At 63.7% G+C, this 24,764-nt stretch carries 22 protein-coding genes; 16 read left to right on the top strand and 6 right to left on the bottom strand.

What is annotated here, in order from left to right; all coding sequences use genetic code 11:
* Nucleotides 1–2: 2 nt before the first annotated feature.
* The 6 genes from A9K65_RS28970 (at nucleotide 3) to A9K65_RS28945 (ending at nucleotide 7,105) form a co-directional block, all read left to right on the top strand.
* Entirely contained in the window at nucleotides 3–950 is a 948-nt protein-coding gene (locus A9K65_RS28970) for a 3-hydroxyacyl-CoA dehydrogenase (RefSeq protein ID WP_064995026.1), read from the top strand.
* Nucleotides 947–1,909 (top strand): 3-keto-5-aminohexanoate cleavage protein, encoded by a 963-nt coding sequence (locus A9K65_RS28965; protein WP_013533047.1) that lies wholly within the window; start codon nucleotides 947–949, stop codon nucleotides 1,907–1,909. Before A9K65_RS28970 ends, A9K65_RS28965 begins: the two co-directional genes overlap by 4 nt.
* A gap of 46 nt (nucleotides 1,910–1,955) precedes the next feature.
* Entirely contained in the window at nucleotides 1,956–2,834 is an 879-nt protein-coding gene (locus tag A9K65_RS28960; protein WP_013533046.1) for an SMP-30/gluconolactonase/LRE family protein, read from the top strand.
* Between the two features lie 189 nt (nucleotides 2,835–3,023).
* The gene (locus A9K65_RS28955) at nucleotides 3,024–3,680 is read left to right on the top strand and encodes a GntR family transcriptional regulator (protein ID WP_063167528.1); all 657 of its coding nucleotides are present in this window, start codon (nucleotides 3,024–3,026) and stop codon (nucleotides 3,678–3,680) included.
* Between the two features lie 75 nt (nucleotides 3,681–3,755).
* Complete coding sequence (locus tag A9K65_RS28950; RefSeq protein WP_063171545.1) at nucleotides 3,756–4,550, top strand: DeoR/GlpR family DNA-binding transcription regulator; 795 nt, start codon at nucleotides 3,756–3,758, stop codon at nucleotides 4,548–4,550.
* A gap of 77 nt (nucleotides 4,551–4,627) precedes the next feature.
* Complete coding sequence (locus A9K65_RS28945; RefSeq protein WP_064995027.1) at nucleotides 4,628–7,105, top strand: FAD-dependent oxidoreductase; 2,478 nt, start codon at nucleotides 4,628–4,630, stop codon at nucleotides 7,103–7,105.
* On the opposite strand, the gene A9K65_RS28940 is transcribed toward A9K65_RS28945, so the two are convergent.
* Entirely contained in the window at nucleotides 7,102–7,971 is an 870-nt protein-coding gene (locus A9K65_RS28940) for a LysR substrate-binding domain-containing protein (RefSeq protein ID WP_013533042.1), read from the bottom strand. The genes A9K65_RS28945 and A9K65_RS28940 overlap by 4 nt on opposite strands.
* Nucleotides 7,972–8,126: 155 nt before the next feature.
* On the opposite strand from A9K65_RS28940, the gene A9K65_RS28935 reads away from it, so the two are divergent.
* The 10 genes from A9K65_RS28935 to A9K65_RS28890 all read left to right on the top strand — a co-directional run bounded on the left by A9K65_RS28935 (nucleotide 8,127) and on the right by A9K65_RS28890 (nucleotide 20,672).
* Nucleotides 8,127–9,827, top strand: a complete 1,701-nt coding sequence (locus A9K65_RS28935; protein WP_064995028.1) for a Na/Pi cotransporter family protein — start codon at nucleotides 8,127–8,129, stop codon at nucleotides 9,825–9,827.
* A 125-nt stretch (nucleotides 9,828–9,952) separates the two neighbouring features.
* Complete coding sequence (locus A9K65_RS28930) at nucleotides 9,953–11,152, top strand: 2-aminoethylphosphonate--pyruvate transaminase (protein ID WP_064995029.1); 1,200 nt, start codon at nucleotides 9,953–9,955, stop codon at nucleotides 11,150–11,152.
* Nucleotides 11,153–11,176: 24 nt separating this feature from the next.
* A complete protein-coding gene (gene phnA, locus A9K65_RS28925; protein WP_064995030.1) occupies nucleotides 11,177–12,436 on the top strand; it encodes a phosphonoacetate hydrolase in 1,260 nt (419 codons plus the stop codon).
* Between the two features lie 221 nt (nucleotides 12,437–12,657).
* Complete coding sequence (gene phnY, locus A9K65_RS28920; protein ID WP_064995031.1) at nucleotides 12,658–14,115, top strand: phosphonoacetaldehyde dehydrogenase; 1,458 nt, start codon at nucleotides 12,658–12,660, stop codon at nucleotides 14,113–14,115.
* A gap of 72 nt (nucleotides 14,116–14,187) precedes the next feature.
* On the top strand, nucleotides 14,188–15,546 hold the full coding sequence (locus A9K65_RS28915; protein ID WP_063167535.1) for an aspartate aminotransferase family protein: 1,359 nt from the start codon (nucleotides 14,188–14,190) through the stop codon (nucleotides 15,544–15,546).
* Nucleotides 15,547–15,548: 2 nt separating this feature from the next.
* Nucleotides 15,549–16,559 carry a C-terminal binding protein gene (locus A9K65_RS28910; protein ID WP_064995032.1) on the top strand — a complete coding sequence of 337 codons (1,011 nt, stop codon included), beginning with the start codon at nucleotides 15,549–15,551 and terminating at the stop codon, nucleotides 16,557–16,559.
* A gap of 255 nt (nucleotides 16,560–16,814) precedes the next feature.
* The gene (locus A9K65_RS28905; protein ID WP_013533035.1) at nucleotides 16,815–17,846 is read left to right on the top strand and encodes a 2-aminoethylphosphonate ABC transporter substrate-binding protein; all 1,032 of its coding nucleotides are present in this window, start codon (nucleotides 16,815–16,817) and stop codon (nucleotides 17,844–17,846) included.
* A 29-nt stretch (nucleotides 17,847–17,875) separates the two neighbouring features.
* Nucleotides 17,876–19,021, top strand: a complete 1,146-nt coding sequence (locus A9K65_RS28900; protein WP_024502486.1) for an ATP-binding cassette domain-containing protein — start codon at nucleotides 17,876–17,878, stop codon at nucleotides 19,019–19,021.
* The gene (locus tag A9K65_RS28895) at nucleotides 19,014–19,871 is read left to right on the top strand and encodes a 2-aminoethylphosphonate ABC transporter permease subunit (RefSeq protein ID WP_063167537.1); all 858 of its coding nucleotides are present in this window, start codon (nucleotides 19,014–19,016) and stop codon (nucleotides 19,869–19,871) included. Before A9K65_RS28900 ends, A9K65_RS28895 begins: the two co-directional genes overlap by 8 nt.
* A gap of 3 nt (nucleotides 19,872–19,874) precedes the next feature.
* Nucleotides 19,875–20,672, top strand: a complete 798-nt coding sequence (locus A9K65_RS28890; RefSeq protein WP_013533032.1) for an ABC transporter permease subunit — start codon at nucleotides 19,875–19,877, stop codon at nucleotides 20,670–20,672.
* 14 nt (nucleotides 20,673–20,686) lie between these two features.
* Here the strand turns inward: A9K65_RS28890 and A9K65_RS28885 are convergent, their stop codons facing one another.
* The 5 genes from A9K65_RS28885 to ugpC are packed head-to-tail and all read right to left on the bottom strand — an operon-like array spanning nucleotide 20,687 to nucleotide 24,762.
* Nucleotides 20,687–21,142, bottom strand: a complete 456-nt coding sequence (locus A9K65_RS28885; RefSeq protein WP_064995033.1) for a MaoC/PaaZ C-terminal domain-containing protein — start codon at nucleotides 21,140–21,142, stop codon at nucleotides 20,687–20,689.
* The gene (locus tag A9K65_RS28880) at nucleotides 21,139–22,215 is read right to left on the bottom strand and encodes a Gfo/Idh/MocA family oxidoreductase (RefSeq protein WP_064995034.1); all 1,077 of its coding nucleotides are present in this window, start codon (nucleotides 22,213–22,215) and stop codon (nucleotides 21,139–21,141) included. Before A9K65_RS28880 ends, A9K65_RS28885 begins: the two co-directional genes overlap by 4 nt.
* On the bottom strand, nucleotides 22,208–22,537 hold the full coding sequence (locus A9K65_RS28875; protein WP_063171549.1) for an L-rhamnose mutarotase: 330 nt from the start codon (nucleotides 22,535–22,537) through the stop codon (nucleotides 22,208–22,210). The genes A9K65_RS28880 and A9K65_RS28875 overlap by 8 nt, the downstream gene beginning before the upstream one ends.
* Before the next feature lie 9 nt (nucleotides 22,538–22,546).
* Complete coding sequence (locus A9K65_RS28870) at nucleotides 22,547–23,659, bottom strand: mandelate racemase/muconate lactonizing enzyme family protein (RefSeq protein ID WP_064995035.1); 1,113 nt, start codon at nucleotides 23,657–23,659, stop codon at nucleotides 22,547–22,549.
* A gap of 5 nt (nucleotides 23,660–23,664) precedes the next feature.
* A complete protein-coding gene (gene ugpC / locus A9K65_RS28865; RefSeq protein WP_064995036.1) occupies nucleotides 23,665–24,762 on the bottom strand; it encodes a sn-glycerol-3-phosphate ABC transporter ATP-binding protein UgpC in 1,098 nt (365 codons plus the stop codon).
* Nucleotides 24,763–24,764: the final 2 nt, after the last annotated feature.

The raw sequence follows: 24,764 nt of genomic DNA, 5'->3' as shown, positions 1-24,764 counted from the left end.
CCATGGCCAATGTCGCGATCGTCGGAAGCGGGTTCATCGGGCGGGCCTGGGCGATCAGCTTCGCCCGCGCCGGCCATGACGTGCGGATGTGGGACCAGTCGCCCACTGCCACAGGTGGAGCCCGCGACTACATTGCCGGCGTGCTCGGCGATCTCGCCGCGAACGATCTTCTGCGGGGACAGCAAGCCGGTGAGGTTCTTGACCGTATCTCCGTTGTCGCCGAGCTTGAAGAGGCGTTGGCAGGTGCCGTGCATATCCAGGAGAACACGCCCGAGAATCTCGAGGTGAAGCGCAAGGTGTTCTCCTTGATCGACACGCTTGCCGATCCGCGAACAGTCATCGCCAGTTCCACCTCGGCGCTGTTGCCGTCGAAATTCACCGACCATCTGCAAGGGCGGCAGCGCTGCCTGGTCGTGCATCCGATCAACCCGCCCTATCTCATTCCGGCGGCCGAAATCGTGCCGGCGCCGTGGACCTCGGCCGAGACGGTCGAGAGAACCCGCGCCTTCCTCGTCGACGCCGGCCACGCGCCACTGGTCATGCAGCACGAGCTTGACGGCTTCATCATGAATCGCCTGCAAGGCGCATTGCTTGAGGAAGCTTTCCGGCTTGTCGCCGGTGGCTACGCCAGTGTCGAGGATGTCGACATCGGCATCCGCGACGGGCTGGCGCTGCGCTGGTCGTTCATGGGGCCGTTCGAGACCATCGATCTCAATGCACCCGGCGGCGTGCGCGACTATGTCGAGCGCTATCAGGGCATCTATTCCAACATCTTTCCCCAGACGCAGCGGCGCGTCGACTGGGCCGGCAAGGTCATCGACACGGTCGAGGCTGATCGCCGCAAGCGACTGCCACAGCAAAGCCTAGGCGACCGGCAGGTGTGGCGTGACCGCCGGCTCATGGCGCTCGCCGCCCACAAGAGAAAATCGGATCAGGAGTTTGGAGAATGACGCAAACCAGTCGCAAGCCGGGACCTGCACGGACCAGGGGCAAGGTCATCATCACCTGCGCGGTGACGGGCGCCATCCACACGCCGACCATGTCGCCCTATCTGCCGATCACGCCCGACCAGATCGCTTCGGAGGCGATCGCGGCGGCGGAAGCCGGTGCCGCGATCCTGCATCTGCATGCCCGCGATCCGGAAACCGGCAAGCCCGACCAGACGCCGGAGGCCTTTGCCCGCTTCCTGCCGCGCGTCAAGCAAGGCACCAACGCCGCCATCAACATCACCACCGGTGGCAGCCCCTACATGAAGGTCGAGGAGCGCGTGCGCCCGGCCGCCCAGTTCAAGCCGGAAGTCGCCTCGCTCAACATGGGCTCGATCAATTTCGGGCTCTATCACCTGGCCGACAAATACGAGACCTTCAAGTTCGATTGGGAAAAGCCGCATCTGGAAGCGACGCGCGACCTCGTCTTCCGCAACTCATTCAAGGACATCGAGTACATTCTGGCGACCTGCTACGACAACGGCACGCGCTTCGAGTTCGAGTGCTACGACATCGCCCATCTGTACAACCTTTCCCACTTCGCCGACCGTGGGCTGGTGAAGCCGCCTTTCTTCGTGCAGTCGGTGTTCGGGCTGCTCGGCGGCATCGGCACGCATCCAGAAGACGTCGCCCATATGAAGCGCACTGCCGACCGGCTGTTTGGCGACCAGTTCCGGTGGTCGGTGCTGGGCGCCGGCGCCAGCCAACTGCGCATCGCCGCGCAATCGGCGGCCCTTGGCGGCAACATCCGCGTCGGGCTGGAGGACAGTCTGTGGGCGGGCAAGGGCAAGCTTGCCAAGTCGAACGCCGAGCAGGTCTTGCTGGCCCGCAAGATCATCGAAGGGCTCGGCATGGAGGTGGCGACGCCCGACGAGGCACGCGAAATCCTGTCATTGAAAGGCGGGGACAAGGTCGCTTTCTGAGGCGGTCCGAGCAATCGCCGCGAGACGCAAAACGGAGGAGGACGGCATGAAGATCGAAGTCGTGGTGGACGTGAAGACCACACTGGGCGAAGGACCGCTGTGGGACGTCGAACAGGAACGACTCTACTGGATCGACAGCTTCGACGGGCGTGTGTTTCGGGCGACCGCCGACGGGCGCGAGATCCGGTCATGGGACGTGCCGATGAAGATCGGCTCAATGGCGCTGCGCAAGGACGGCGGCGGCGCTGTCGTCTCGCTGCAGCGCGGCTTCCATCTGCTCGATTTCGCCACCGGCGAGGTGACGCTGATCCACGATCCCGAGCCGGACAAGCCGATGAACCGGCTCAACGACGGCAAGGTCGACCGGCGCGGCCGTTTCTTCGCCGGCTCCATGGATACGATGGAAGAGGGGCCGTCCGGCGGTCTCTACAGGCTCGATCCGGATTTTTCCGTCACCCGGATCGATTCCGGCATCATCTGCTCCAACGGTCCATGCTGGAGCCCCGACGACCGCACCTTCTATTTCGCCGATACCTGGACCGGGGAGATATGGGCCTACGACTACGATATCGCCACCGGTGCCGCCACCAACAGGCGTACCTTCGTGCGCGTCGACACCAGCCGAGGCGGTGCGGCGGACGGCTCGACCGTCGATGCCGAGGGCTATCTCTGGAATGCGCTGGTCTATGACGGAAGGCTGGTGCGCTACGCGCCCGATGGCAGCATCGATCGCATCATCGACATGCCGGTCAAGAAGATCACCAGCGTCATGTTCGGCGGACCGAAGCTCGACACCCTCTACGTCACCTCGATGGCCAAGCCGCCGCTGCCGCGTTTTCCCGGCGACGGCGTTTTGCGCGGCAGCCTGTTCGCCATATCAGGCCTTGGCGTTAGGGGCGTTGCGGAACCGCGCTTCGGCGGCTGACGCCAGGCAAGCGAAGCGCCGGTAAAATACGCAGATCAGGCCTTGGCGCAGGAATTCGGGCAAGTCTGGCAATTGATGCCGAACGTGTGCATATACAGGCATACATATATCCATGCAGAGGGGTTTCCGTTAGGCTGAGCGCCCCGCGTCAAACGGGAGCATCGATTGCCAGGATTTGCGGAAAGCGTGATGCAGGGGCCGCGAACCGTGGCCGAACAGGTCGCCAATGTCCTGCGCGAAGCGATTGCCAGTGGCACCATCAAGGCGGGCACTTCGCTGCGCCAGGACGAATTGGCCGAGCAGTTTGGCTTCAGCCGCATGCCCATTCGTGACGCCCTTCGCCAATTGGAAGCCGAAGGCATTGTTTCCATCCATCCGACAAAAGGTGCGCAGGTCGCCCGGATGGACAGCGCCGAGATCAGTGAAATCTATGCACTGCGCGAATTGCTCGAATGCGAGGCGTTGCGGCTTTCGCTTCCCAATCTCGCCGGTGACAGGCTCGACGAGGCGGAACAGGTTCTCGATCAGATCGACGCGGAGCGCAATGTCGGCCGATGGGGCGCGCTGAACCGTGCCTTTCATCTGGCTCTCTACGATGCCTGCGGCAACAATCGATTGCTGGCCTTAATCGAGGCGCACCACAATGCCGCCGATCGCTACGTCCGCATCCTGCTGTCGAACCTGGACTATCGCAGCCGCTCGCAGACGGAGCACCGCGATCTGCTGGCCGCCTGCCGGCGGCGCGACGGCGACAGGGCCATAGGCATTCTGAGGCAGCATCTTCGCGAGGGAAGCGAGACGCTGGTCAGCGCGATCAGGGAAGATGGCCTGTCGCGAAAATCCTGACGACATGGCTTGAGTTGCCTCTGCGCACGATCACTGCCACATATTGCAACATCGCTACTCGATCCGAGGATCATCATGTCCCCCGACAGCAGCCTGCCGGCGCGCGCCCTTGCTCCACGTCGCCACGAAGAGATCCTGCGGCGGCTGGGCGCCCAAGGGTCTGTCAGTGTCGCCGAACTGGCCGGGTTCTTCGATGTCTCGCGCGAAACCATCCGCCGTGATTTGAAGCTGCTGTCGGATAAGGGACGGCTCGGCATCGTCCATGGCGGCGCCGCCCGCTTCGAACCGAGCGAACCGGCAATGAGCTTGCGCAGCCACGAAAATGCCGGAGGCAAGGCCGCGATCGGCAGGCTGGCCGCCGGTCTTGTAAAGGACGGCATGGTGGTGTTCCTCGATTCCGGCACCACCACATTGGCCGTCGCACAAGCCATGGCCGACCTGCGCGATCTCACCATCTGCACGGCGAGCCTGAAGATCGCGCTTCTGCTGTGCCACGTCTCAGGCATGCGCGTGCATGTGCTGGGTGGCGAAGTCGATCCAGGCGAGGAAGCGGCCTCGGGAATCGACATGCTCGAAGCTATGTCGCGCTTTCGCGTCGACATCGCCTTCCTCGGTGGTGGCGCGCTGTCGCCCGACGGCGAGGTGACCGATTTCACCCGCGCCGGCGCCGAACAGCGCAGCCGCATGATCGCGCTTGCCGCCAAAACCTACTTCGTTCTCGACAGCAGCAAGTTCGCAAAGCTGACGCCGCTCAGGATTCCGAATTTTCAACGCGCCGCCGGCGTGATCGTCGACGCGAAACCGCAGGCTGACATCGCTGAAGCGCTTGCGCGCAAAGGGCCTGAGCTGATGGTTGCCTCTTTGATGTGATATTTTGTGGTATTTTGTGTTGATATTTGGAATTCGGCTGCTATGATCCAACCGGTGTCAAAACGGCAGGATGTCCCATGGCAAACGAATTCCCCACGCAAGCGCGCGTCGTCATCGTCGGCGGCGGTATCATTGGCTGCTCGGTCGGCTATCATCTGACGAAGCTCGGTTGGACCGATGTCGTGCTGCTCGAACAGGGGCAACTCAGCGGTGGCACCACCTGGCACGCCGCAGGGCTTGTCGGCCAGTTGCGCAGTCATTCCAACATGACCAGCCTGATCAAATACTCCACGCAGCTCTATGGCGGGCTGGAGGCCGAGACCGGGCTCGCCACCGGTTGGAAGAATTGCGGCTCGCTATCGGTGGCGCGGACCGCCGACCGCATGACGGTGCTGAAGCGCACGGCCGCATCGGCACGCGCCCAAGGCGTCGAGATCGACATGATTTCGCCGAAGGAGGCGGCCGATCTATGGCCGGTCATGGCGACCGACGATCTGGTCGGCGCCGTCTGGCTGCCGGGCGACGGCAAGGCCAATCCGACCGATCTCACGCAATCGCTGGCCAAGGGTGCGCGCAATCGCGGCGCGAAAATTTTCGAGCGGGTCAAGGTCACCGGCATCAGCGTGAAGAACGGCGTCGCCTGCGGTGTCGAGACGGACCGCGGCAACATTGCCGCCGAGATCGTCGTCAATTGCGCCGGCCAGTGGGCGCGCAAGGTCGGGCTGATGTGCGGCGTCTCGGTGCCGCTGCATTCGGCCGAGCACATGTACATCGTTACCGGCAGGATCGAGGGCGTGCATCCGGACCTGCCGGTCATGCGCGACCCCGACGGGTTCATCTATTTCAAGGAAGAGGTCGGCGGCCTGGTCATGGGTGGCTTTGAGCCGCACGCCAAGCCGTGGGGCATGAATGGCATTCCCGAAAATTTCGAGTTCGCGCTGTTGCCGGACGATTGGGATCAGTTCGAGATTTTGATGGAAAACGCGCTGGTCCGCGTGCCGCAATTGGCCGAGGCCGAGGTCAAGAAATTCTACAACGGTCCCGAAAGCTTCACGCCGGACAACAATTTTCTCCTCGGCGAGGCGCCGGAACTGAAGAATTTCTATGTCGGCGCCGGCTTCAACTCCATGGGCATCGCCAGCGCCGGCGGCGCGGGCAGGGCGCTGGCGGAATGGATCGTCAACAGCGCGCCGACCATGGATTTGTGGCCGGTCGACATCAGGCGTTTCGCCTCCTTCAACAACAATCCGCGCTGGCTGCATGACCGTGTCAAGGAAACGCTCGGCTTGCATTACGCCATGCCGTGGCCGAACCGTGAACTGGACACGGCGCGGCCGTTCCGCCGCTCGCCGCTCTACGACCGGCTCGCCGCCAAAGGTGCCTGCTTCGGTTCCAAGATGGGCTGGGAGCGGGCCAACTGGTTCGCGGCACCAGGAGAGAAGACCGAGAACGACTATGCCTTCGGCCGCCAGAACTGGCACGAGGCGGTCAAGCGCGAGATGAAGGCGACACGCGAAGCCGTCGCCGTCTTCGACCAGACCTCTTTCGCCAAGCTCCTCGTGCAGGGCCGCGATGCCTGCGCCGTGCTCAACTGGATCTGCGCCGGAAATATCGACGTACCGGACGGTACGTCTGTTTACACGGGCGTGCTCAATGCACGCGGTGGCTATGAGAGCGATCTCACCGTTATGCGGCTCGGCGCGGAGAAATTCCTCATCGTCACCGGGTCCGCACAAGCTGTCCACGATGCCGACTGGATCGTCAAAAACATTCCGTCCGACGCGCATGCAATCGTGACCGACGTCACCTCGTCCTACGCGGTGCTGGCGTTGATGGGACCGCGATCACGCGATCTGCTGGGCAAACTCTCCTCGGCCGATCTTTCCAACGCCGGCTTTCCCTTCGCCACCATCCGCGAGATCGATATCGGCTATGCCACCGCCTATGCCAACCGTATGACCTATGTCGGCGAACTGGGCTGGGAACTGATCGTGCCGACAGAATTCGCCGTCGGCGTCTATGAGGCGTTGCATGAGGCGGGCCGTGAATTCGGTCTGCTGGACGCCGGTTACTACGCGCTCGATGCCTTGCGCATCGAAAAGGGTTTTCGCGCCTGGGGCAGGGAGTTGACGCCTGATATCGACCCCTGGCAGGCCGGGCTTGGCTTCGCCGTGGCGATGGACAAGCCAGGTGACTTTATCGGCCGCGACGCGCTGGTTGAGACGAAGCCATCGGCAGCACCGGCAAGACGCATCGTGCTGTTCACGCTCGATGATGCCGAGCCGATGCTGTGGGGCGGCGAACTGATCCTGCGCGACGGCAAGCCGGTCGGCGAAGTCCGCTCGGCCGCCTACGGCCACACGCTTGGCCGCTCGGTGGCGCTCGGCCTGATCGAGAACGAGGCGGGCGTCGACGCTGCATTTCTCACCGGTGGTCGTTTCGAGATCGACCTTGCCGGCGTTCGCCATGCCGCGACAGCACATCTGCGCAGCCCCTACGATCCGAAGTCGGAGCGGGTGAAGGCTGATGCGGTGGAGATCAGGGCCGCCGCTTAATCCGCCGACATCGAGCGCGCCATATCTAGGAAAGCCCGCACCAGTTTGCCGCCGCTGCGTTCACGCAGGCAGATCAACGCCTCGTCCATCAGGGTCTCGGGAGCATCGATGGTGATCGGCACCAGCCGCGAATCCTGGCCGAATTCGGCCGCCGAGACAAAGCCGATGCCGGCGCCCGAGGCGACGATCTCGCGGACGGCTTCGCGGCCCTCGGCTTCGATCGCCGGCCTCAATTCGATTTTCGAGGCGGCTGCGAGATCTTCGAGTTTCTGACGCGTCTTCGATCCACGCTCGCGCATGACCAGTGATTCCTGCGCGAGCTGCTTGAGGGTGAGCGACTTTTTCGCGGCCAGCGGGTGGTCGACGGATGCAAACGCGATGATCGGCGTCGAGTTGAGTTTCAGCACCTCGAAATCGCGCCCCGTCGGCACCTCGCCCAGCACGCCGATATCGGCATCGTAGCTGTAGAGGCTGCTGATCACCGTCTCGGTGTTGCCGGCGCGCACCGAAACCTGCACGCCGGGATAGCGGGCCCGGAAGCTGCCGAGAATGTGAAGCAGATGATGTGCGGCATCGGCGACGATGCGCAGCGTGCCGGAACGCAGGGCGCGGGACTCCGTCAGGAGTTCGAGCGCCTGTTGCTCGGTATCGAACATGCGGTGGGTTATTTCGAGCAATTTCTGGCCCGAATGGGTCAGCGTGACCTGCTTCTTGTTCCGGTTGAACAGCAGCACATCATACTCTTCCTCGAGCTTGCGCACCTGGTCCGAGATCGCCGGCTGGGTCAGGAAGAGCGCCTCGGCGGCGCGAGAAAAGCCACCGCAGATGGCCACCTGGTGAAAGGCTCGCAACTGGACGTAGCGCATCTCCCGTGCCTCCGACACTTCTGAAATCGCCGACATCTTATCATAAGGATTGCTTAGGAAAAGATCGAAAGGAACGATTTGACTTATGTTTTGCCGACCCTCAGCCTGAGCATGGGTCGACATCCCTGCCGGCCGTTGGCACCGGAGGCGTCGCCATGCAATTTTCCATCATCCTGCTGCATCTGGCGGGTGCGGTCATGCTGCTGCTCTGGGCCGTGCATATGGTGCGCAAGGCTGTCGAGCGGGCCTGCGGGCTCACTTTGCGTGATGCCCTGAGGCAAGCCCGGGGTGAGCGGATCAGATCGGCCGGTGTCGGCACCGTGCTTGCCGTGCTGCTGCAGAGCTCGACCGCCGTCGCTATCCTGGCGGCCGGGTTTGCCGCCAGCGGCATGGTTTCGGTGTCGGCCGGGCTGGCGATCCTGCTGGGCGCCGATCTCGGTTCCGCCCTGGTCGTGCAGGTGCTGTCGTTCGACCTCAGCTGGCTTGTGCCGGCGCTGATCCTGGTCGGCGGCGCGATGGCCCTGAAGTTCGAAGTGGCTGGCATCAGGCATAGCGGGCGAATCCTGATGGGGGTCGCCTTCGTCCTGTTGTCGCTGCATATGATCGGCGAGGCGACCGCACCGATGCGGCAGAGCACCTTGCTGCCACTGGTGATTTCCTATCTGCGCGCGGACTATTTCACCGCCTTTGCCGCCGCTGCCCTGTTCACATGGCTGATCCACTCCAGCGTCGCGGCGATCCTGCTGTTCGTCACGCTTGCCGCGCAAGGCGTCTTGCCGGTCGAGGTCGGTCTGTTCTTCATCCTCGGCGCCAATTGCGGCGGCGCGCTGATCGCGGTTTGGCTGACGCGCGGCGAAGCCGTCGAGGCGCGCCGTATCCCGCTCGGCAATCTGATCTTTCGCGGCACGGCGGCGCTGACGGCTTTGTTCGCGCTTCAGGCCGTGACCCTCCCGGCGCATCTGTTCGGCGCAACCGAAGGCCGCCAGCTGGTCAACCTGCACCTTGCCTTCAATCTGGTGCTGGTCATCTGCTGCTTGCCGTTCACCGGCATGATGGAGCGGCTGGTCGCCTTGTTGATCGCAGACAGGCCGGTGGCAAAGGCCGGAGAGGGTGGAGACCTGATGTCGCGCCGAACCAGCGCGCTCGACCGCACCGTCATGCGCACACCCGGTCTTGCGCTAGCCAGTGCGACCCGCGAGCTGCTGCGCATGGGCGAAGTCGTCGAGGTGATGCTGCGCCCAGTGATGGATTTCTTCGACGCCGGCACCGGCGACCAGATACGCCAGGCCCAAAAACTCGATGAGGAGGTCAACCGCGCCCATACCGAAATCAAGCTCTACATTGCCGAAGTCAATCGCGGCAGCATGAGCGTGGCCGAAGCGCAGCGCGGGATCGAGCTCACCGACTTCGCCATCAATCTCGAACGCGCCGGCGACATCGTCGCCAAGAACCTGCTCGTGCTCACCCAGGAGCTGCGTGACAAGAACCTGCGCTTCTCACGCGACGGCTGGAGCGAACTGGCCGGGCTTCACAACCGTGTCATGGCCAACATGCAGCTTGCACTCAATGTGCTGGTGTCGAGCGATCTCGATTCGGCGCGGCAACTCGTCGTCGAGAAGGAGCGGATGCGCAGACTGGAACGCACGAGCCACGACCGTCACCTCAAGCGCCTGCAATCGGGAATGCCGCAGAGCATCGACACCAGCGACATCCACCTGAAGGCCGTGCGGGCGCTGAAGGAGATCAACTCGCTGATGACCTCGGTCGCTTATCCCTTGCTGACGCAGAGCGGTGATCTGCTGGAAAGCCGGCTGGCGAGAGGGGCTGCGGAAGTGAGGGCTCCTGCACTGGCCTGAGGACGGATTCCCGCCCGGCAGGTCATTACTAAAATCGATACATCGATACAAAATAACGATTTTACAAATAGATCATTCAGGCCAAGAATAAGGCCACATCGAACGCAGATCGAGCGGAGGACAACATGCTCGCCGAGACGAAATTTGCCGCGGAGCCGCAGGCCAGCCCGGCGCTGGGCGAGCCGTATCTTCTGACCCCGGGGCCGCTCACCACGGCCTATTCGGTCAAGCAGGCGATGTTGCGCGACTGGGGATCGTGGGACGGCGACTTCCGCGCCATGACATCGGATATGCGTCGCCGGCTGCTGGCGCTGACCGGGGACAGGAACGATGAGTTCGACTGCGTGCCGATGCAAGGCAGCGGTTCTTTCTGCGTCGAAGCGATGCTGGGGTCGTTCGTGCCCAGGGACGGCAAGGTTCTTGTGCTGGCCAACGGCGCCTACGGCCTGCGCGCCGCGCAGACCATGCAGTATCTCGGCCGCGCCTATACGCTGATCGACAAGGGCGACTATCTGCCCCCGCGCGGCGACGAGGTGGCAGCGGCCCTCGCGGCCGACCCTGATATCACCCATGTCATCGCCATCCATTGCGAGACCAGTTCCGGCATCCTCAACCCGGTCGCTGAAATTGCCGAAGCCGTCCATGCCAAGGGTCGCAAGCTGCTGGTCGATTCCATGAGTGCGTTCGGCGCCGTGGCGCTCGACGTCAACGAAATCCGCTATGAGGCGATGGTCTCGTCCGCCAACAAGTGCATCGAAGGCGTTCCGGGTTTTGGCTTCATCATCGCCCGCAAGAGCGAACTGGACGCCGCCAAAGGCAGGAGCCATTCGCTGTCGCTCGATGTCCACGCTCAGTGGGCGCACCTGAACAAGACCGGCCAGTGGCGCTACACGCCGCCGACGCATGTCGTGGCCGCCTTCCTCGAAGCACTGCGCCAGCATGAGGCCGAAGGCGGCGTCGCCGGCCGTGGCGCCCGCTATACGAGGAACCGCGACGTCATGGTGGCCGGCATGCGCGACCTCGGTTTCGAGACACTGCTCCGGGATCGCTGGCTGTCGCCGATCATCGTCACCTTCTTCAACCCGGCTCATGCCAGTTTCGCGTTCGACCGTTTCTACGACCTGATGAAGGACAAGGGCTTCATCATCTATCCGGGCAAGCTGACCGCCGTGGATTCGTTCCGCGTCGGCTGCATCGGCCAGATGGACGAACATGTCATGCGCCGCGTCGTCGAGGCGGCGGCGTTCTCGCTTCATGAAATGGGCGTCGACACCGCCGCCCCACCCGCCGCGGCACTTGCCGAACGCGCCAAACTCGCCGCCTGAAGCGGCCGACTTCGAGGATATCAGATGAACCAGATGTCTCCCATCAACGTCGCGGTCAACGGCCGCACCTACGCCTGGCCGCGCGTGCCGGCGATCGCCATCTGCCTTGACGGCTGCGAGCCGGCCTATCTCGACGAGGCAATCGAGGCCGGGCTGATGCCGGCGCTGGTCAGGATCAAGCAGAAGGGCACGGTGCGTTTTGCGCACTCGGTCATTCCGAGCTTCACCAACCCCAACAATCTGTCGATCGCCACCGGCCGGCCGCCGTCGGTGCATGGCATCTGCGGCAACTATCTCTATGAGCGCGAGACCGGCAAGGAAGTGATGATGAACGACCCGCGCTTCCTGCGCGCGCCGACCATCTTCCAGGCCTTCTACGATGCCGGCGCCAAGGTCGCCGTGGTCACCGCCAAGGACAAGCTGCGTGCCTTGCTTGGCAAGGGCCTCGCCTTCGACGAAGGCCGCGCGCTGTGCTTCTCGGCTGAAAAATCCGACACCACCAGCAAAGCCGAGCACGGCATCGACAATGCCTCGAAGCACTTTGGGCTGCCGGTGCCGGAGGTCTATTCGGCCGAGCTGTCGGAATTCGTCTTCGCCGCCGGCGTGCAGCTGCTGAAGGAGTTCCGCCCCGACATCATGTACCTGACGACCACCGACTATGTGCAGCACAAATATGCGCCCGGCGTGCCGCAGGCCAACGCCTTCTACGAGATGTTCGACAAGTACCTGACCGAGCTCGATGCGCTGGGTGCTGCCATCGTCGTCACCGCCGACCATGGTATGAAGCCCAAGCACAAGGCCGACGGCTCGCCCGACGTCGTCTACGTCCAGGATATTCTCGACGAGTGGCTGGGCAAGGACGCCGCCCGCGTCATCCTGCCGATCACCGACCCCTATGTCGTGCATCATGGCGCGCTGGGTTCCTTCGCCACCGCCTATCTGCCTGACGGCGCCGACCAGGCCGGCATCATGGCGCGGTTGGCCAGGATCGATGGCATCATGCTGGTCGTCGACAGCCCGACCGCCTGCGAGCGCTTCGAACTGCCGGCCGATCGCATCGGCGACATCGTGCTGATCTCGACCGAGAACAAGACGATCGGCACCTCGGAACATCGCCATGACCTGGCGGCTCTGAACGAGCCGCTACGGTCGCATGGCGGGCTGACCGAGCAGGAGGTGCCGTTCATCGTCAATCGTGTGTTGCCAGAATTGCCGAACGAGCCGACGCTGCGCAATTTCGATGCCTTCTATTACGCGACGATGGCGGCGGCGCTGGCGGGCTGAGCCAATGTCGACCCCCACTCCGCCGAGCTTCGCTCGGCACCTCTCCCCCGATCGACGGGGGAGAGGAAAGGCGCCAGGGTTAGCCGCGGCTTAGCCTGAAAACGTTGAGGCACTGACCTCGCCTGATTTCCTCTCCCCCGTCGATCGGGGGAGAGGTGGCCCGAAGGGCCGGAGTGGGGGTCGAATCCTCCGCGCAACAAGAATCTGCTGGAGCAGAACCCATGACCAAGCTCGACCCCGCCATCAAAGTTCGCCACGAGCCGATGCGCATTGCCGGCAAAAAAGTCGATGCCGAAAGCGTCGTCGAGGTTCGCTATCCCTGGAACGACACCGTCATCGGCACCGTTCCGGCCGGCCGCGCCGATCACGCCCGCCAGGCATTCGAGATCGCCGCCGGCTACAAATCGAGGCTGACCCGCTACGAGCGTCAGCAGATACTGTTCCGCACCGCCGAGGCATTGGCCTCGCGCCGCGATGAAATCTCCGATCTCATCACGCTCGAGCTCGGCATCTCCAAGACGGACTCGCTCTATGAGGTCGGCCGCGCCTATGACGTGTTCACGCTGTCGGCACAGATGTGCATCCAGGATGACGGCCAGATCTTCTCCTGCGACCTCACCCCGCACGGCAAGGCGCGCAAGATCTTCACCACCCGCGAGCCGTTGAAGGCGATCTCGGCGATCACGCCGTTCAATCATCCGCTCAACATGGTCTCGCACAAGGTGGCGCCGGCGATCGCCACCAACAATTGCGTGGTGGTCAAGCCGACCGAACTGACGCCGATGACCGCACTTCTCCTGGCCGACATTCTCTATGAAGCCGGCCTGCCGCCGGAAATGCTGTCGGTGGTGACCGGCTGGCCGGCCGATATCGGCAACGAGATGATCACCAACGACAACATCGACCTGATCACCTTCACCGGCGGCGTGCCGGTCGGCAAGATGATCGCCCGCACCGCCGGCTACAAGCGCCAGGTGCTGGAGCTCGGCGGCAACGACCCGCTAATCATCCTCAACGATTTGTCGGACGAGGATCTGGCAAAGGCGGCGGACCTAGCAGTGGCCGGAGCGACAAAAAACTCCGGCCAGCGCTGCACGGCGGTCAAGCGCATCCTGGTCCAGGAAAGTGTCGCCGACCGTTTCGTGCCGCTGGTGCTGGAGCGGGCGAAGAAGATCCGCTTCGGCGATCCGATGGACCGCGCGACCGACCTTGGTACGGTTGTGCACGAGAAGGCGGCGGCGCTGTTCGAAGCCCGCGTCCACATGGCTGCCGAGCAAGGCGCCGACATTCTCTACAATCCGGGCCGCCAGGGCGCGTTGCTGCCGCCGATCGTCGTCGATCGCGTGCCGCATACATCCGAGCTGGTCATGGAAGAAACCTTCGGGCCGATCATCCCGATCGTGCGTGCGCCGGACGATGACGAGGCGTTGATTGCGCTCTCCAACTCGACCGCCTTCGGCCTGTCGTCGGGCGTCTGCACCAACTCTTTTCCGCGCATGCAGAAATACATCGCCGGCCTTCAGGTCGGCACCGTCAACATCTGGGAAGTGCCGGGCTATCGCATCGAGATGTCGCCCTTCGGCGGCATCAAGGATTCGGGCAACGGCTACAAGGAAGGCGTCATCGAAGCGATGAAGAGCTACACCAATGTGAAGACATTTTCGCTGCCCTGGTCCTGACCGGACGGCATTGACGGATAGAACAATCGAGGGAGCGTTCGCCGCTCCCTCATTCGCATTTCGGAGACCATGATGGCCGCGATATCTGAACTTGTGCACACCGAAGGCGATTCCAACACCACAGCGGCTCGCGGTCGCTGGGATGCCGGGCAGGGCGATCCGCGGATCCGCGGCCTGCTCGATCGCGACGCGGCCGCCTTCATGCACCAGAGCCTGTCCAGCCCCTGTTTGTCGACGATCGCCAAGGCGCAAGGCATCTGGATCGAGGACACCGCCGGTCGCCGCTTCATGGATTTCCACGGCAACAGCGTCCATCACCTCGGCTATGGCCACCCGAGGCTTGTGGCCGCCATCAAGAAGCAGCTCGATCAGCTCTGCTTTGCGCCGCGCCGTTTCACCTGTGAGCCCGCCGTCGAACTGGCCGAGAAGCTGGCGGCATTGGCGCCCGGCAATCTCGGCAAAGTGCTGTTCACCACAGGCGGCTCGGACGCCATCGAGGTCGCGCTGAAGATCGCCCGCGCCGCGACCGGCCGCTTCAAGACGGTGTCGTTCTGGGATGCGTTCCATGGCGCCGGCTTTGGCGCAGCAAGCGTTGGTGGCGAGGCGACCTTCCGCTCGCACATATCAGGCCCGATGATGACCGGCACCGAGCACGTCGCGCCTTGGGACGGCTATCGCTGCCCCTATGGCCACGATTCCCTGGAAGCATCGGGCCTCGCCTGCGCCAACATGATTGCCTACGTCCTTGGCCGCGAGCAGGACGTGGCGGCGGTCGTCGCCGAACCGATGCGGGCGACGCCAAACCCGCCGCCGCCGGGCTTCTGGAAGCGGGTGCGCGAGGCCTGCGACCGGCACGGCACGCTCTTGATTTTCGACGAGATCCCGACCGGCCTTGGCAAGACCGGCAAATTCTTCGCGCACGAGCATGATGATGTGACGCCTGACATCGTCGTCCTCGGCAAGTCGCTCGGCGGCGGCGTCCTGCCGATCGCCGCCATCATCGCGCGCCGCGATCTCGACGTCACCGGTGGCTTCGCGATCGGCCACTACACCCACGAGAAGAACCCGGTGACGACCCGCGCCGCATTGACGACGATCGACATCATCCTGGAGGAAGGGCTGGTCGAGCGCGCGGCCGAACTCGGTCGGCACATGCTAGGGCGCATGCAGCACCTGATGGCGCGCTCGCCCCATGTCGGCGACGTCAGGGGCAGGGGACTGATGGTCGGCGTCGAGCTCGTCGAGGATCGCGATACGCGCCAGCCGGCACGCGATCTCGCCGAGCGCGTCTTCTATGCTTGCCTTGAACAGGGGCTGAGCTTCAAGATCAGCCAAGGCAACGTGTTGACGCTGTCGCCGCCGCTGGTCATTTCGAAAACCGACCTCGACGGCGCGCTCGACATCGTCGAGCGAACGGTGCTGGCGGCCTGACCGTGAAGGCCGTGCGCACCGACCGCGAACTCGAATGTCCCGGCATCGACGCCGGCTTGCGGGCGAGGGGGGTCGAACTGGTGACGCTGCCGGACGGCATCCCCGAAGCTGATCTCATGCAGGCCGTTGCGGACGCCGATCTTTTGCTGATGTGCTACACGCCGATCACCGCACGGGTGATCGAGGCGGCTCCCAGATTGAACGGCATTGTCAAATATGGCGTCGGCGTCGATGCCATCGACATCCCCGCCGCGATGCGGCGTGGCATTCCCGTTGTCAACGTGCCGGATTATGCTGAGGAAACCGTCCCCGAAGGCGCCTTCGCGCTGATGATCGCGCTGGCCAAGCGGCTGCCCTCCATCACCGCGGCGGTGTCACGTGATGGTTGGATCTGGCCCGAGCAACGCTGGCTGGGGCGCGACATGTCCGGCGCCACGCTTGGGCTCGTCGGCTGCGGCAAGATCGGCCGCAGCATGGCGCGCATGGCAGGCCAAGGATTTCATGCGCGCGTTCTCGGCTTCGATCCCGGTGTCGATGTCGCAACCATGCGCACCGCCGGCATCGAGAAGGTAGAAGACCTCCACGTCATGCTGCGCGCCTGCGATTTCGTTTCCCTCCACTGCGTGCTGAACGACAGGACGCGCGGCTTGATTGGTGAAGCCGAGCTCGCTTGCCTGAAGCCTTCCGCTATCATCGTCAACGTCTCGCGCGGCGCGCTGATCGACGAGGCCGCCCTTGTCGAGGCGATCATCTCGGGGCGCGTCGGCGGCGCCGGGCTCGACGTCTATTCGGTCGAGCCGCTGGCCAAATCGGGCCATCCGATGAGCGCGCTGTTCGGCCGCGACAACGTCATCCTGTTTCCGCATCTCACCTTCTTCACGCAGGGGGCCATGCGCCGGCTCGAAGACGACACGCTCGCGCGCTGCTTCGAAATTCTCGAAGGCCGGCCGGTTACCGTTCGTTCGTTCGACCCGCGGCTGCGGGCGCAGACATCTGGGGTTTCATTTGGCTGACCATCACCATCTCTGCACCCAATCGCGGGCCTTCCGCGAGGCCGGAATCGAAGCCAGGCCAGCGTTGCGACAGTTCCATGACAACTATCAGGTAAAATTTGCCTCTCATAAAATAAATAGATTTTACTTATCGATCGTCAGTCCCCAAAGTCGGCACAACGACGAGATCGAACGGTGCCGCATAAGGCTCCGGCCTACAGGCGAGATCGTCACAGTGCATCGCAGAATGTGCCATCAATCACAGGGGAACTGAGCATGAAATCGCAAAAGGCAACCATAGCTATGGCCTTCGCCGCGTCGCTGTTGGCGTCGTCGGCTCTTGTCGGACCGGCACTCGCCGACGGCGTCGTCACCATCTATTCCGCCGACGGCCTGCATGACGGCAATGGCAGCTGGTTCGAGACCGAATTCGCCGCCTTCACCAAGGCCACCGGCATCACCGTGCAGTATATCGAGGCAGGTTCCGGCGGCGTCGTCGAGCGTGTCGCCAAGGAAAAGTCGAATCCGCAGGCCGACGTGCTGGTGACCTTGCCGCCCTTCGTGCAGCGGGCCGCGGCTGACGGCCTGCTGCAGGACTACAAGCCGGAAGCCGCCGACCAGATCGATGGCGGCACAGACAAGTACCGGCCGCTGGTCAACAACTATATGAACTTCATCTACAACAGTGCCGTCCTGCCTGAAGCGCCAAAGGCCTACAACGACCTGCTCGACCCGAAGTTCAAGGGCAAGATCCAGTATTCTACCCCCGGCCAGGCCGGTGACGGCACCGCCGTCATGCTGCAGATCATCCACGCCTTCGGCAGCGAGGATGCCGGCTTCGAGTTCATGAAGAAGCTGCAGGACAACAATGTCGGCCCCTCCGCTTCGACCGGCAAGCTGACCGCGCTGGTCAACAAGGGTGAGCTGCATGTCGCCAATGGCGATCTGCAGATGAACATGTCGCAGATGGCCGACAATCCCAATATCAAGGTGTTCTGGCCGGCTGGACCTGACGGTGTGCGCTCCACCTTCGCGCTGCCCTATGAAATCGGCCTGGTCACCGGCGCACCCAACGCAGACAACGGCAAGAAACTGATCGACTTCCTGCTCTCCAAGGAAGCCCAGTCGAGCATCAGTTCCGTTGCGCTCGGCATGCCGGCTCGCAAGGACGTCAAGCCGGATGACGCCAACTTCGCCAAGGCGCAGGAGGCGATGAAAGGCGTGACCATCTGGTCGCCGAACTGGGACGACGCGCTGAGCAAGCTGCCCGATTATGTCAAGCGCTGGAACGAAGCGACCGGAAGTTGATCCGCAAGGGAAACCCGGAGGACCACGCCATGTCGGCCGCAGCCTTTACTGGTACCAGTGTCATGGACATCGACGCCGCGAAGGTTCGCGGCGCCGGCTCCAATGTCCATTTCGACAAGGTCAGCGTTGCCTATGGCGCGCATGTCGTCTTGCATCCGCTGACCCTGGATATCGCACCTGGCGAGATCCTGGCGATGATCGGCCCATCCGGATCCGGCAAGACGACGGCCTTGCGCGCCGTGGCGGGCTTCGTGCGACCCGCCAGCGGGCGGATCCGCATCGGCGCCACCGATGTGACCGATCTGCCGCCCTACGAGCGCGGCCTTGGCATGGTGGTGCAGAACTACGCGCTGTTTCCGCATATGCGGGTCGAGGACAACGTTGCCTTCGGCCTCAGAGCACAGGGCGCCGACAAGGCGCTGATCGGTGAGCGGATCAAGGATGCGCTGGGCACTGTCGGCATGTCGGCCTATGCCCGGCGCTATCCGCGCGAGCTTTCGGGCGGCCAGCAGCAGCGCGTGGCGATTGCGCGTGCCTTGGCCGTGCGGCCGCGCGTGCTCCTGCTCGACGAGCCGCTCTCGGCGCTCGACGCCCAGATCCGCCGCAACATGGTCGAGGAGATTGCCCGGCTGCACCGCAGCCTGCCCGGCCTCACGATCCTCTATGTCACCCACGACCAGACCGAGGCACTGACGCTTGCCGACAAGATCGCCATCATGCGCGACGGCAGGGTCTGTTCGCATGGACCGACGACCGAACTCTACCGCCGCCCGCCAAACCGTTTTACGGCCGAGTTCCTCGGCCGCGCCAATCTTCTTCCGGTAACGGTTGCCGAGGCCGTCGGGTCGAAGGGATTTGCCACGGCAAGGCATGGTGACGCGCTGCTGACCGGCGCCGGCCGCAACGAGAAGGCCGGCGACAAGAGCCTGCTCTGTATCAGGCCGCAGCATCTCAGCCTGACCGCCGACAGCGACCATACCAACCGCATCGTGGGCACGCTCCAGGAAGTGCACTGGCAGGGCGAACTGACCCATCTCGTGCTCGACGTCGACGGCACGCCGGTGCGTGTCTCGGCGACCAGGCTGCCGATCGCCTTGCCCGAACCCGGCGCCAAGGTGCCGCTGTTCTTCGCGCCCGCCGACACCTCGCTTCTCCCGGAAGACGCCGGTGTCTGAGGCGGTCGCCATCCCTGCGCCGGCGATGAAGCTCTCGTCGGGTAAATTGTGGATAGTGCCACCGGCGGCCCTGCTGGCGCTGCTGTTCTTCTATCCGTTGGCACTGATTGCCCGCCAGGCCTTCCTCGACGACAGTGGCGTCGCCAATGTCGCCGAAGTCATCCGCGTGCTGCATTCGCGCTTCTTCCTCAACGCGCTGATCAACACGGTGTCGATCTCGGTCGCGGCGACGGCCGGATGTCTGGTCGTCGGCCTCGTGCTGGCGCTGATTCTGGCCTTCGTGCCGTTCCCCGGCAGCGGCTTCATCGCCCGGCTGATCGATACCTTCATCGCGCTGCCGACATTCCTGGTGACGCTTGCCTTCACCTTCCTCTATGGCTCCGCCGGCATGCTCAATGCCGGGCTGATGGAGACCTTTTCGCTGCCGCTGCCGCCCGTCGATTTCCTCTATTCCGCGTGGGGTGTGATCCTGGCCGAGGTCACTGTCTACACACCCTTCATCCTGCGGCCGCTGCTCGCCGCCTTTTCGCTGGTCGACCGTGGCCAGATCGAAGCGGCGAGCGTGCTCGGCGCGCGGCCGTTTCGCATCGTTCGCCAGGTCATCCTGCCGGCGGCAATCCCGGCACTCATCGCCGGCGGCAGCCTCTGCCTGTTGTTGACTGTCAACGAATTCGGCATCGTGCTGTTCATCGGCGCCAAGGGCGTCATCACCCTGCCGCTGCTGATCTATGGCAAGGCGATCCAGGAATCGGCCTATCAGGTCGCCTGTATCATCGCCGTCGTCAACATCGCGCTGTCGCTCGGCCTGTTTGGCCTCTACCGTTTCGCCGCCGGCCGGTTGGGAGCCTAGCCCATGCTGGTCTGGTCACGCTCCGGTCGTCTTGTCCTGTGGGTGCTCTTCGCACTGATCTTCGGCGTGCTGTTCCTGGCGCCGCTCGCGGTCATCCTCCTGTCCAGCCTCGCCGACCAGTGGAACGGCGTGCTGCCCAACGGCCTGACGACGGAGCACTACACTGATGTCATTTCCGGTGCCGCCGGCAGAGCGGTCAAGGCCAGCCTGGTCACCGGCTTCCTGGCCAGCGCGCTGGCGCTGGTCAGCGGCACCTGGGCGGCCCTGTCGCTGCGCCTCCAGGGCCATGCCTTGCGGCGGCTGCTCGGCCTTTTGTTCTTCATCCCAAGCGCGGTCCCTTCGGTGTCTGTCGGCCTTGGCCTGCTGGTTGCCTTCAGCCATCCGCCGCTGCTGCTCAACGGCACGATCGCGATCGTCATGATCGCGCATTTCGTGCTGATCTCGGCTTTCACCTTCGGCAATGTCTCGGCTGGACTGGCGCGGCTTTCGCCCGACTTCGAGCAGGTGGCATCGAGCCTCGGCGCTCGCCCGGCCTACCGGCTTTGGCACGTCACACTGCCCTTGCTCGCACCCTATCTGGTCGCCGCCTTCGGTCTCAGTTTCGCGCTGTCGATGGGGGAACTCGGCGCCACCGTCATGGTCTACCCGCCGGGTTGGGTGACGCTGCCGGTCTCGATCTTCAGCCTTACCGATCGCGGCGACATCTTTGCCGGCGCGGCACTGACAATGATCCTGGTCGTGGCGACGCTGGTTCTCTTGCTCGGGCTGGAGCGCATTACCAAGCGCGCTACCGGCTCGTAGGACTTTCCCGAGTCTCAGCCCTGCGCCGGCCTGCGTTCGACGATGTAGATGTGGTCTGCCGCCAGCACCACGTCGCCGCGCTGGTTGATCACCTCGCACCGCTCGGTCACCCGTCCTGAACCCGGCCGCTTGGGATCGTCTTCCTTGACCGCGATGGTGGTGCGCGTGCGGATTGTGTCGCCGATGAACACCGGCTTGATGAAGCGCAGCCGGTCGTAGCCGTAGGAAAAGGCGACAGGGTTAACGACGCTCGCGGTCAGCCCGATGCCGACCGAGAACACCAGCGTGCCATGCGCGATGCGCTGGCCGAATGGCGTCGTCTTCATGTACTCGGCGTCCATGTGGTGCGGAAAGAAATCGCCGGTGTGGCCGGCATGGACGATGAAGTCGGTCTCGGTGATGGTGCGGCCGCTTGTTAGGCGCGACGCGCCAATCTCGTAATCCTCGAAATACTGGATCTGTTCCATCAGGGTCTTTCCGCAATCGGCGTCGCCGGTGCCGCGCTCGACTGATACGCCGCCTCGACCAGCGCCATCGTGCTCCAGGCATCTTCGACGGGGCTTATCAGCGTATCATCTTCTCCGGCCGCAAAGCGCTGGACATTGGCCATGCGGCCGACGAAGGCATCGGGAAACCACTCGCCGGCCAAGGGCACGGCGATCCAGCCCGTTCCGCCCTTCGGATAGATCTCCAATACATCCGGTTCGCCTGTGGGATAATCGAGGTTGAGACCCAGCTTGAGATAGGCGGCACCCTCTGTGCCGCAGATGCGGAACTCGCAGGCCTGATGCCGGCGACCGAATTTGTGGTCGTGGTTGATCGACAGCGCGCAACGCACGGTGTCGCCATAGTCGAGAATGGCGCTGGTGCGCGTCTGCGCCACTTTATGGTTGGGATGGCCGAGCGTCTTGGCGTGCACGCCTCTGGGGTCGCCGAGCAACTGCCGGATCAGGTCGAGATAGTGGATCGAATGCATGGCGATCTCGACGCGCGGCGCCTTGAGCAGGAATTCCCAAAGCTCCCATGGTGTCGCCAGCGCCAGCCAGGCGTCGAAGTCGACGATCTCGCCGAGCCAGCCCTTGCCGATGGCATCCTTCAGCGCCAGCATCATTGGCGCGAAGCGCAATTGGAAGTTCACCGCCGCGTGCAGCCTCCTGGCGCGGCAGATTTCGAGGATCGCGGTCGCCTCGGCAAGATTGCTGCCCATCGGCTTCTGGATCAGCGCCACCGCGCCGTCAGGCAAGGACTTCAGCACATCGGCATGATGCGACGGCGGGGTGGCAAGGTCGAAGATCGCGCCCTCGACAGCAGTCGCTTCTTCGACCGAGCCAAAGGCCGTCACGCCCCATTGGCTGGCCAGCTTTTCAGCCCTGACATGATCAGGATCATAAAGCCCGGCAACCGGAAAGCCGGCCTTCCGGTAGGCTGGGAAATGCGCGTCGCCGACGATCGATCCCGCGCCGAAGGTGACGATCGGCCGGGGTCTTGAGGGTTTTGGCCAGGATTGAACGAGCAAGGCAGGGTCGAAGCCGCCTTCAGTCATGATGGAAGACCTCATCCATCTCGGCCCACCACTCGCCCTCCTGGCGGGTCGCCAGCGGCTCCTGGCAGGGCATGCAGACGGCCCACCATTCCTGCGTCTTCGGGTCGGCCGCCATCTTGGCCATGTCGGCGGCATAGTCGGTGCCGTGGTATTCAAAATAGGAAAACAGCAGGTTCTCCGGCCGCTTCAGGTAGATCGAATAATTCTTGATGTTGCAGGCCGAGATCATGGTCAGCACGCCGGGCCAGACGGCGGCATGGAGGCGGACATACTCCTCGACCTTTTCCGGCTTCAGTCCGAGAATCATCCCCATCCGCTGCATATCAGTCTCCTATTTCGTGATCGCCGTGGTGAATTCGGCGATGCTCATGGCCTTGACCGCGTCCCAGTCCCAATCGATGCCGATTCCCGGTTCGTCGGGCGCCAGCGCCTGGCCATCTTCGATGCGCATGCGCTTGCCGGTCAACTGGTCGAGCTGCGGAATGTACTCGACATATCGGCCGTTCTGAACAGCGCAGGTCAGGCTGACATGCAGTTCCATCAGGAAATGCGGGCAGACCGGAATGTCGAAGGCCTCTGCCGCGTGCGCAATCTTGAGCCAGGGCGTGATGCCGCCGATACGGCCGACATCGACCTGCACGATCGAGCAGGCGCCTTTCTGCATGTACTCGCGAAAATGGCGGATCGAGTAGAGCGACTCGCCGATGGCGATCGGCGTCGGCGTCGAGTTCGACAACCGCACATGCCCGTCGATGTCGTCGGCCGGCAGCGGTTCCTCGATCCAGGCGAGGTCGAGCTCACGCAGCCTCGCAGCGCGCCGGATCGCTTCGTCGACCGAAAACCCCTGATTGGCGTCGGTCATGATCTCGTAGCCGTCGCCGACCGCCTTGCGCACCGCCGACAGGCGGGCAAGATCCTCCGACCCGTGCGGCCTGCCGATCTTGACTTTCGAGCCGCGAAATCCCTTCGCCTTGGCGGCCAGCGCATCGTCGACCAGCGCCTGCGTCTCGATGTGCAGCCAACCGCCTTCGGTGGTGTAAAGCGGACAACGATCCTTGGCGCCGCCGGCCAGTTTCCACAAAGGCAGGTTTTGCTTCTTGGCCCGCAGATCCCAGAGTGCTGTATCGATGGCGGCGATCGCGATGGCGGTGATGGCACCGATGGTCGTGGCATGGGTGGCGAATTCGAGATCGTGCCAGATCGCCTCGATCATGTCGGGATCGCGGCCGATCAGGCGCGGCACCAGATGGTCCGAGAGCAGCCGCATCACCGACGAACCGCCGGTGCCGATCGTGTAGCTGTAACCGGTGCCGACCGCACCGTCGGAATCGGTGATCGTGACGATCGGCGTTTCCTGGCTGACGAAGCTCTGGATCGCGTCGGTGCGCTTGACCTTGGGCACAAGGTCCACCATGCAAAGGTCGACTTTCTCGATTCTGGCCATGCCGATCAGCTCCGCAGTGTCTTTCCGGTCTCAGTGGCAAACAGATGCGCCTGCGACATGTCGAGGCTCATGGCGACCCGCTCGCCCGGCCGCAGTGGCCTCGGGTTCAGCATGCGCGACACCCAGTCCGTGCCGTTGAATTCAACGAACACCAGCGTCTCGTTGCCGAGCGGTTCGGTGACCGTGATCGGCAGCTCGATCTGGTGGACATCGGCCGCGCCACCGGAACTGATGCCATGGCCGGTCGGGTAGATGTCGTCCGGCCGCAGCCCGAACACCACCTTGTCGCCGGTCGTGACATTGGCCTTGAACTGAGCGGGCAGCGGCAGCTTCTCGCCGCTGGCGAAAACCATCTGGCCGTCATCGATCGTCGCCTCGTGCAGATTCATCGGCGGTGAGCCAATGAAGCCGGCGACGAAGCGCGTCGCGGGCCGCCGGAACACCTCGTCGGGCGTGCCGACCTGTTCGATATGACCGTCGCGCATGATGACGATGCGATCGGCAAGCGTCATCGCCTCGACCTGGTCGTGGGTGACGTAGATCACTGTCGACTGCACCTTGGCATGCAGCTTCTTGATCTCGGTGCGCATCTGCGTGCGCAATTTGGCGTCGAGATTGGAAAGCGGTTCGTCGAACAGAAACACATCGGGGTCGCGCACGATGGCGCGGCCCATCGCGACGCGCTGGCGCTGACCGCCGGACAGTTGCGACGGGCGGCGGTCGAGCAACGTGTCGAGGCCGAGGATGGCCGAGGCCTCGGCGACGCGGCGGTCCATGTCTTCTTTGGCGGCGCCGGCGATCTTCAGGGAGAAGCCGAGATTCTCGCGCACCGTCATGTGCGGATAGAGCGCATAGGATTGGAACACCATCGAGATGTTGCGCGAGCGTGGCGGCAAATCGTTGACGATGCGTCCGCCGATCTCGATCGAGCCGGCGCTGATTTCCTCCAGCCCGGCGATCATGCGCAGCGTCGTCGACTTGCCGCAGCCGGACGGGCCGACCAGCGCAATGAACTCGCGGTCGGCAATGTCGAGATCGATGCCGTGCACGATCCCAATAGTGCCGTAGCGCTTGGTCAGCTTGGTGAGGGTAACGGTTGCCATGG

The sequence above is a fragment of the Mesorhizobium sp. WSM1497 genome (assembly GCF_001672455.2).
In the GTDB taxonomy this organism is placed as follows: domain Bacteria; phylum Pseudomonadota; class Alphaproteobacteria; order Rhizobiales; family Rhizobiaceae; genus Mesorhizobium; species Mesorhizobium ciceri.
Note: the sequence above shows the minus strand (reverse complement) of the source record. Positions and strands in the feature narration are given on the sequence as shown.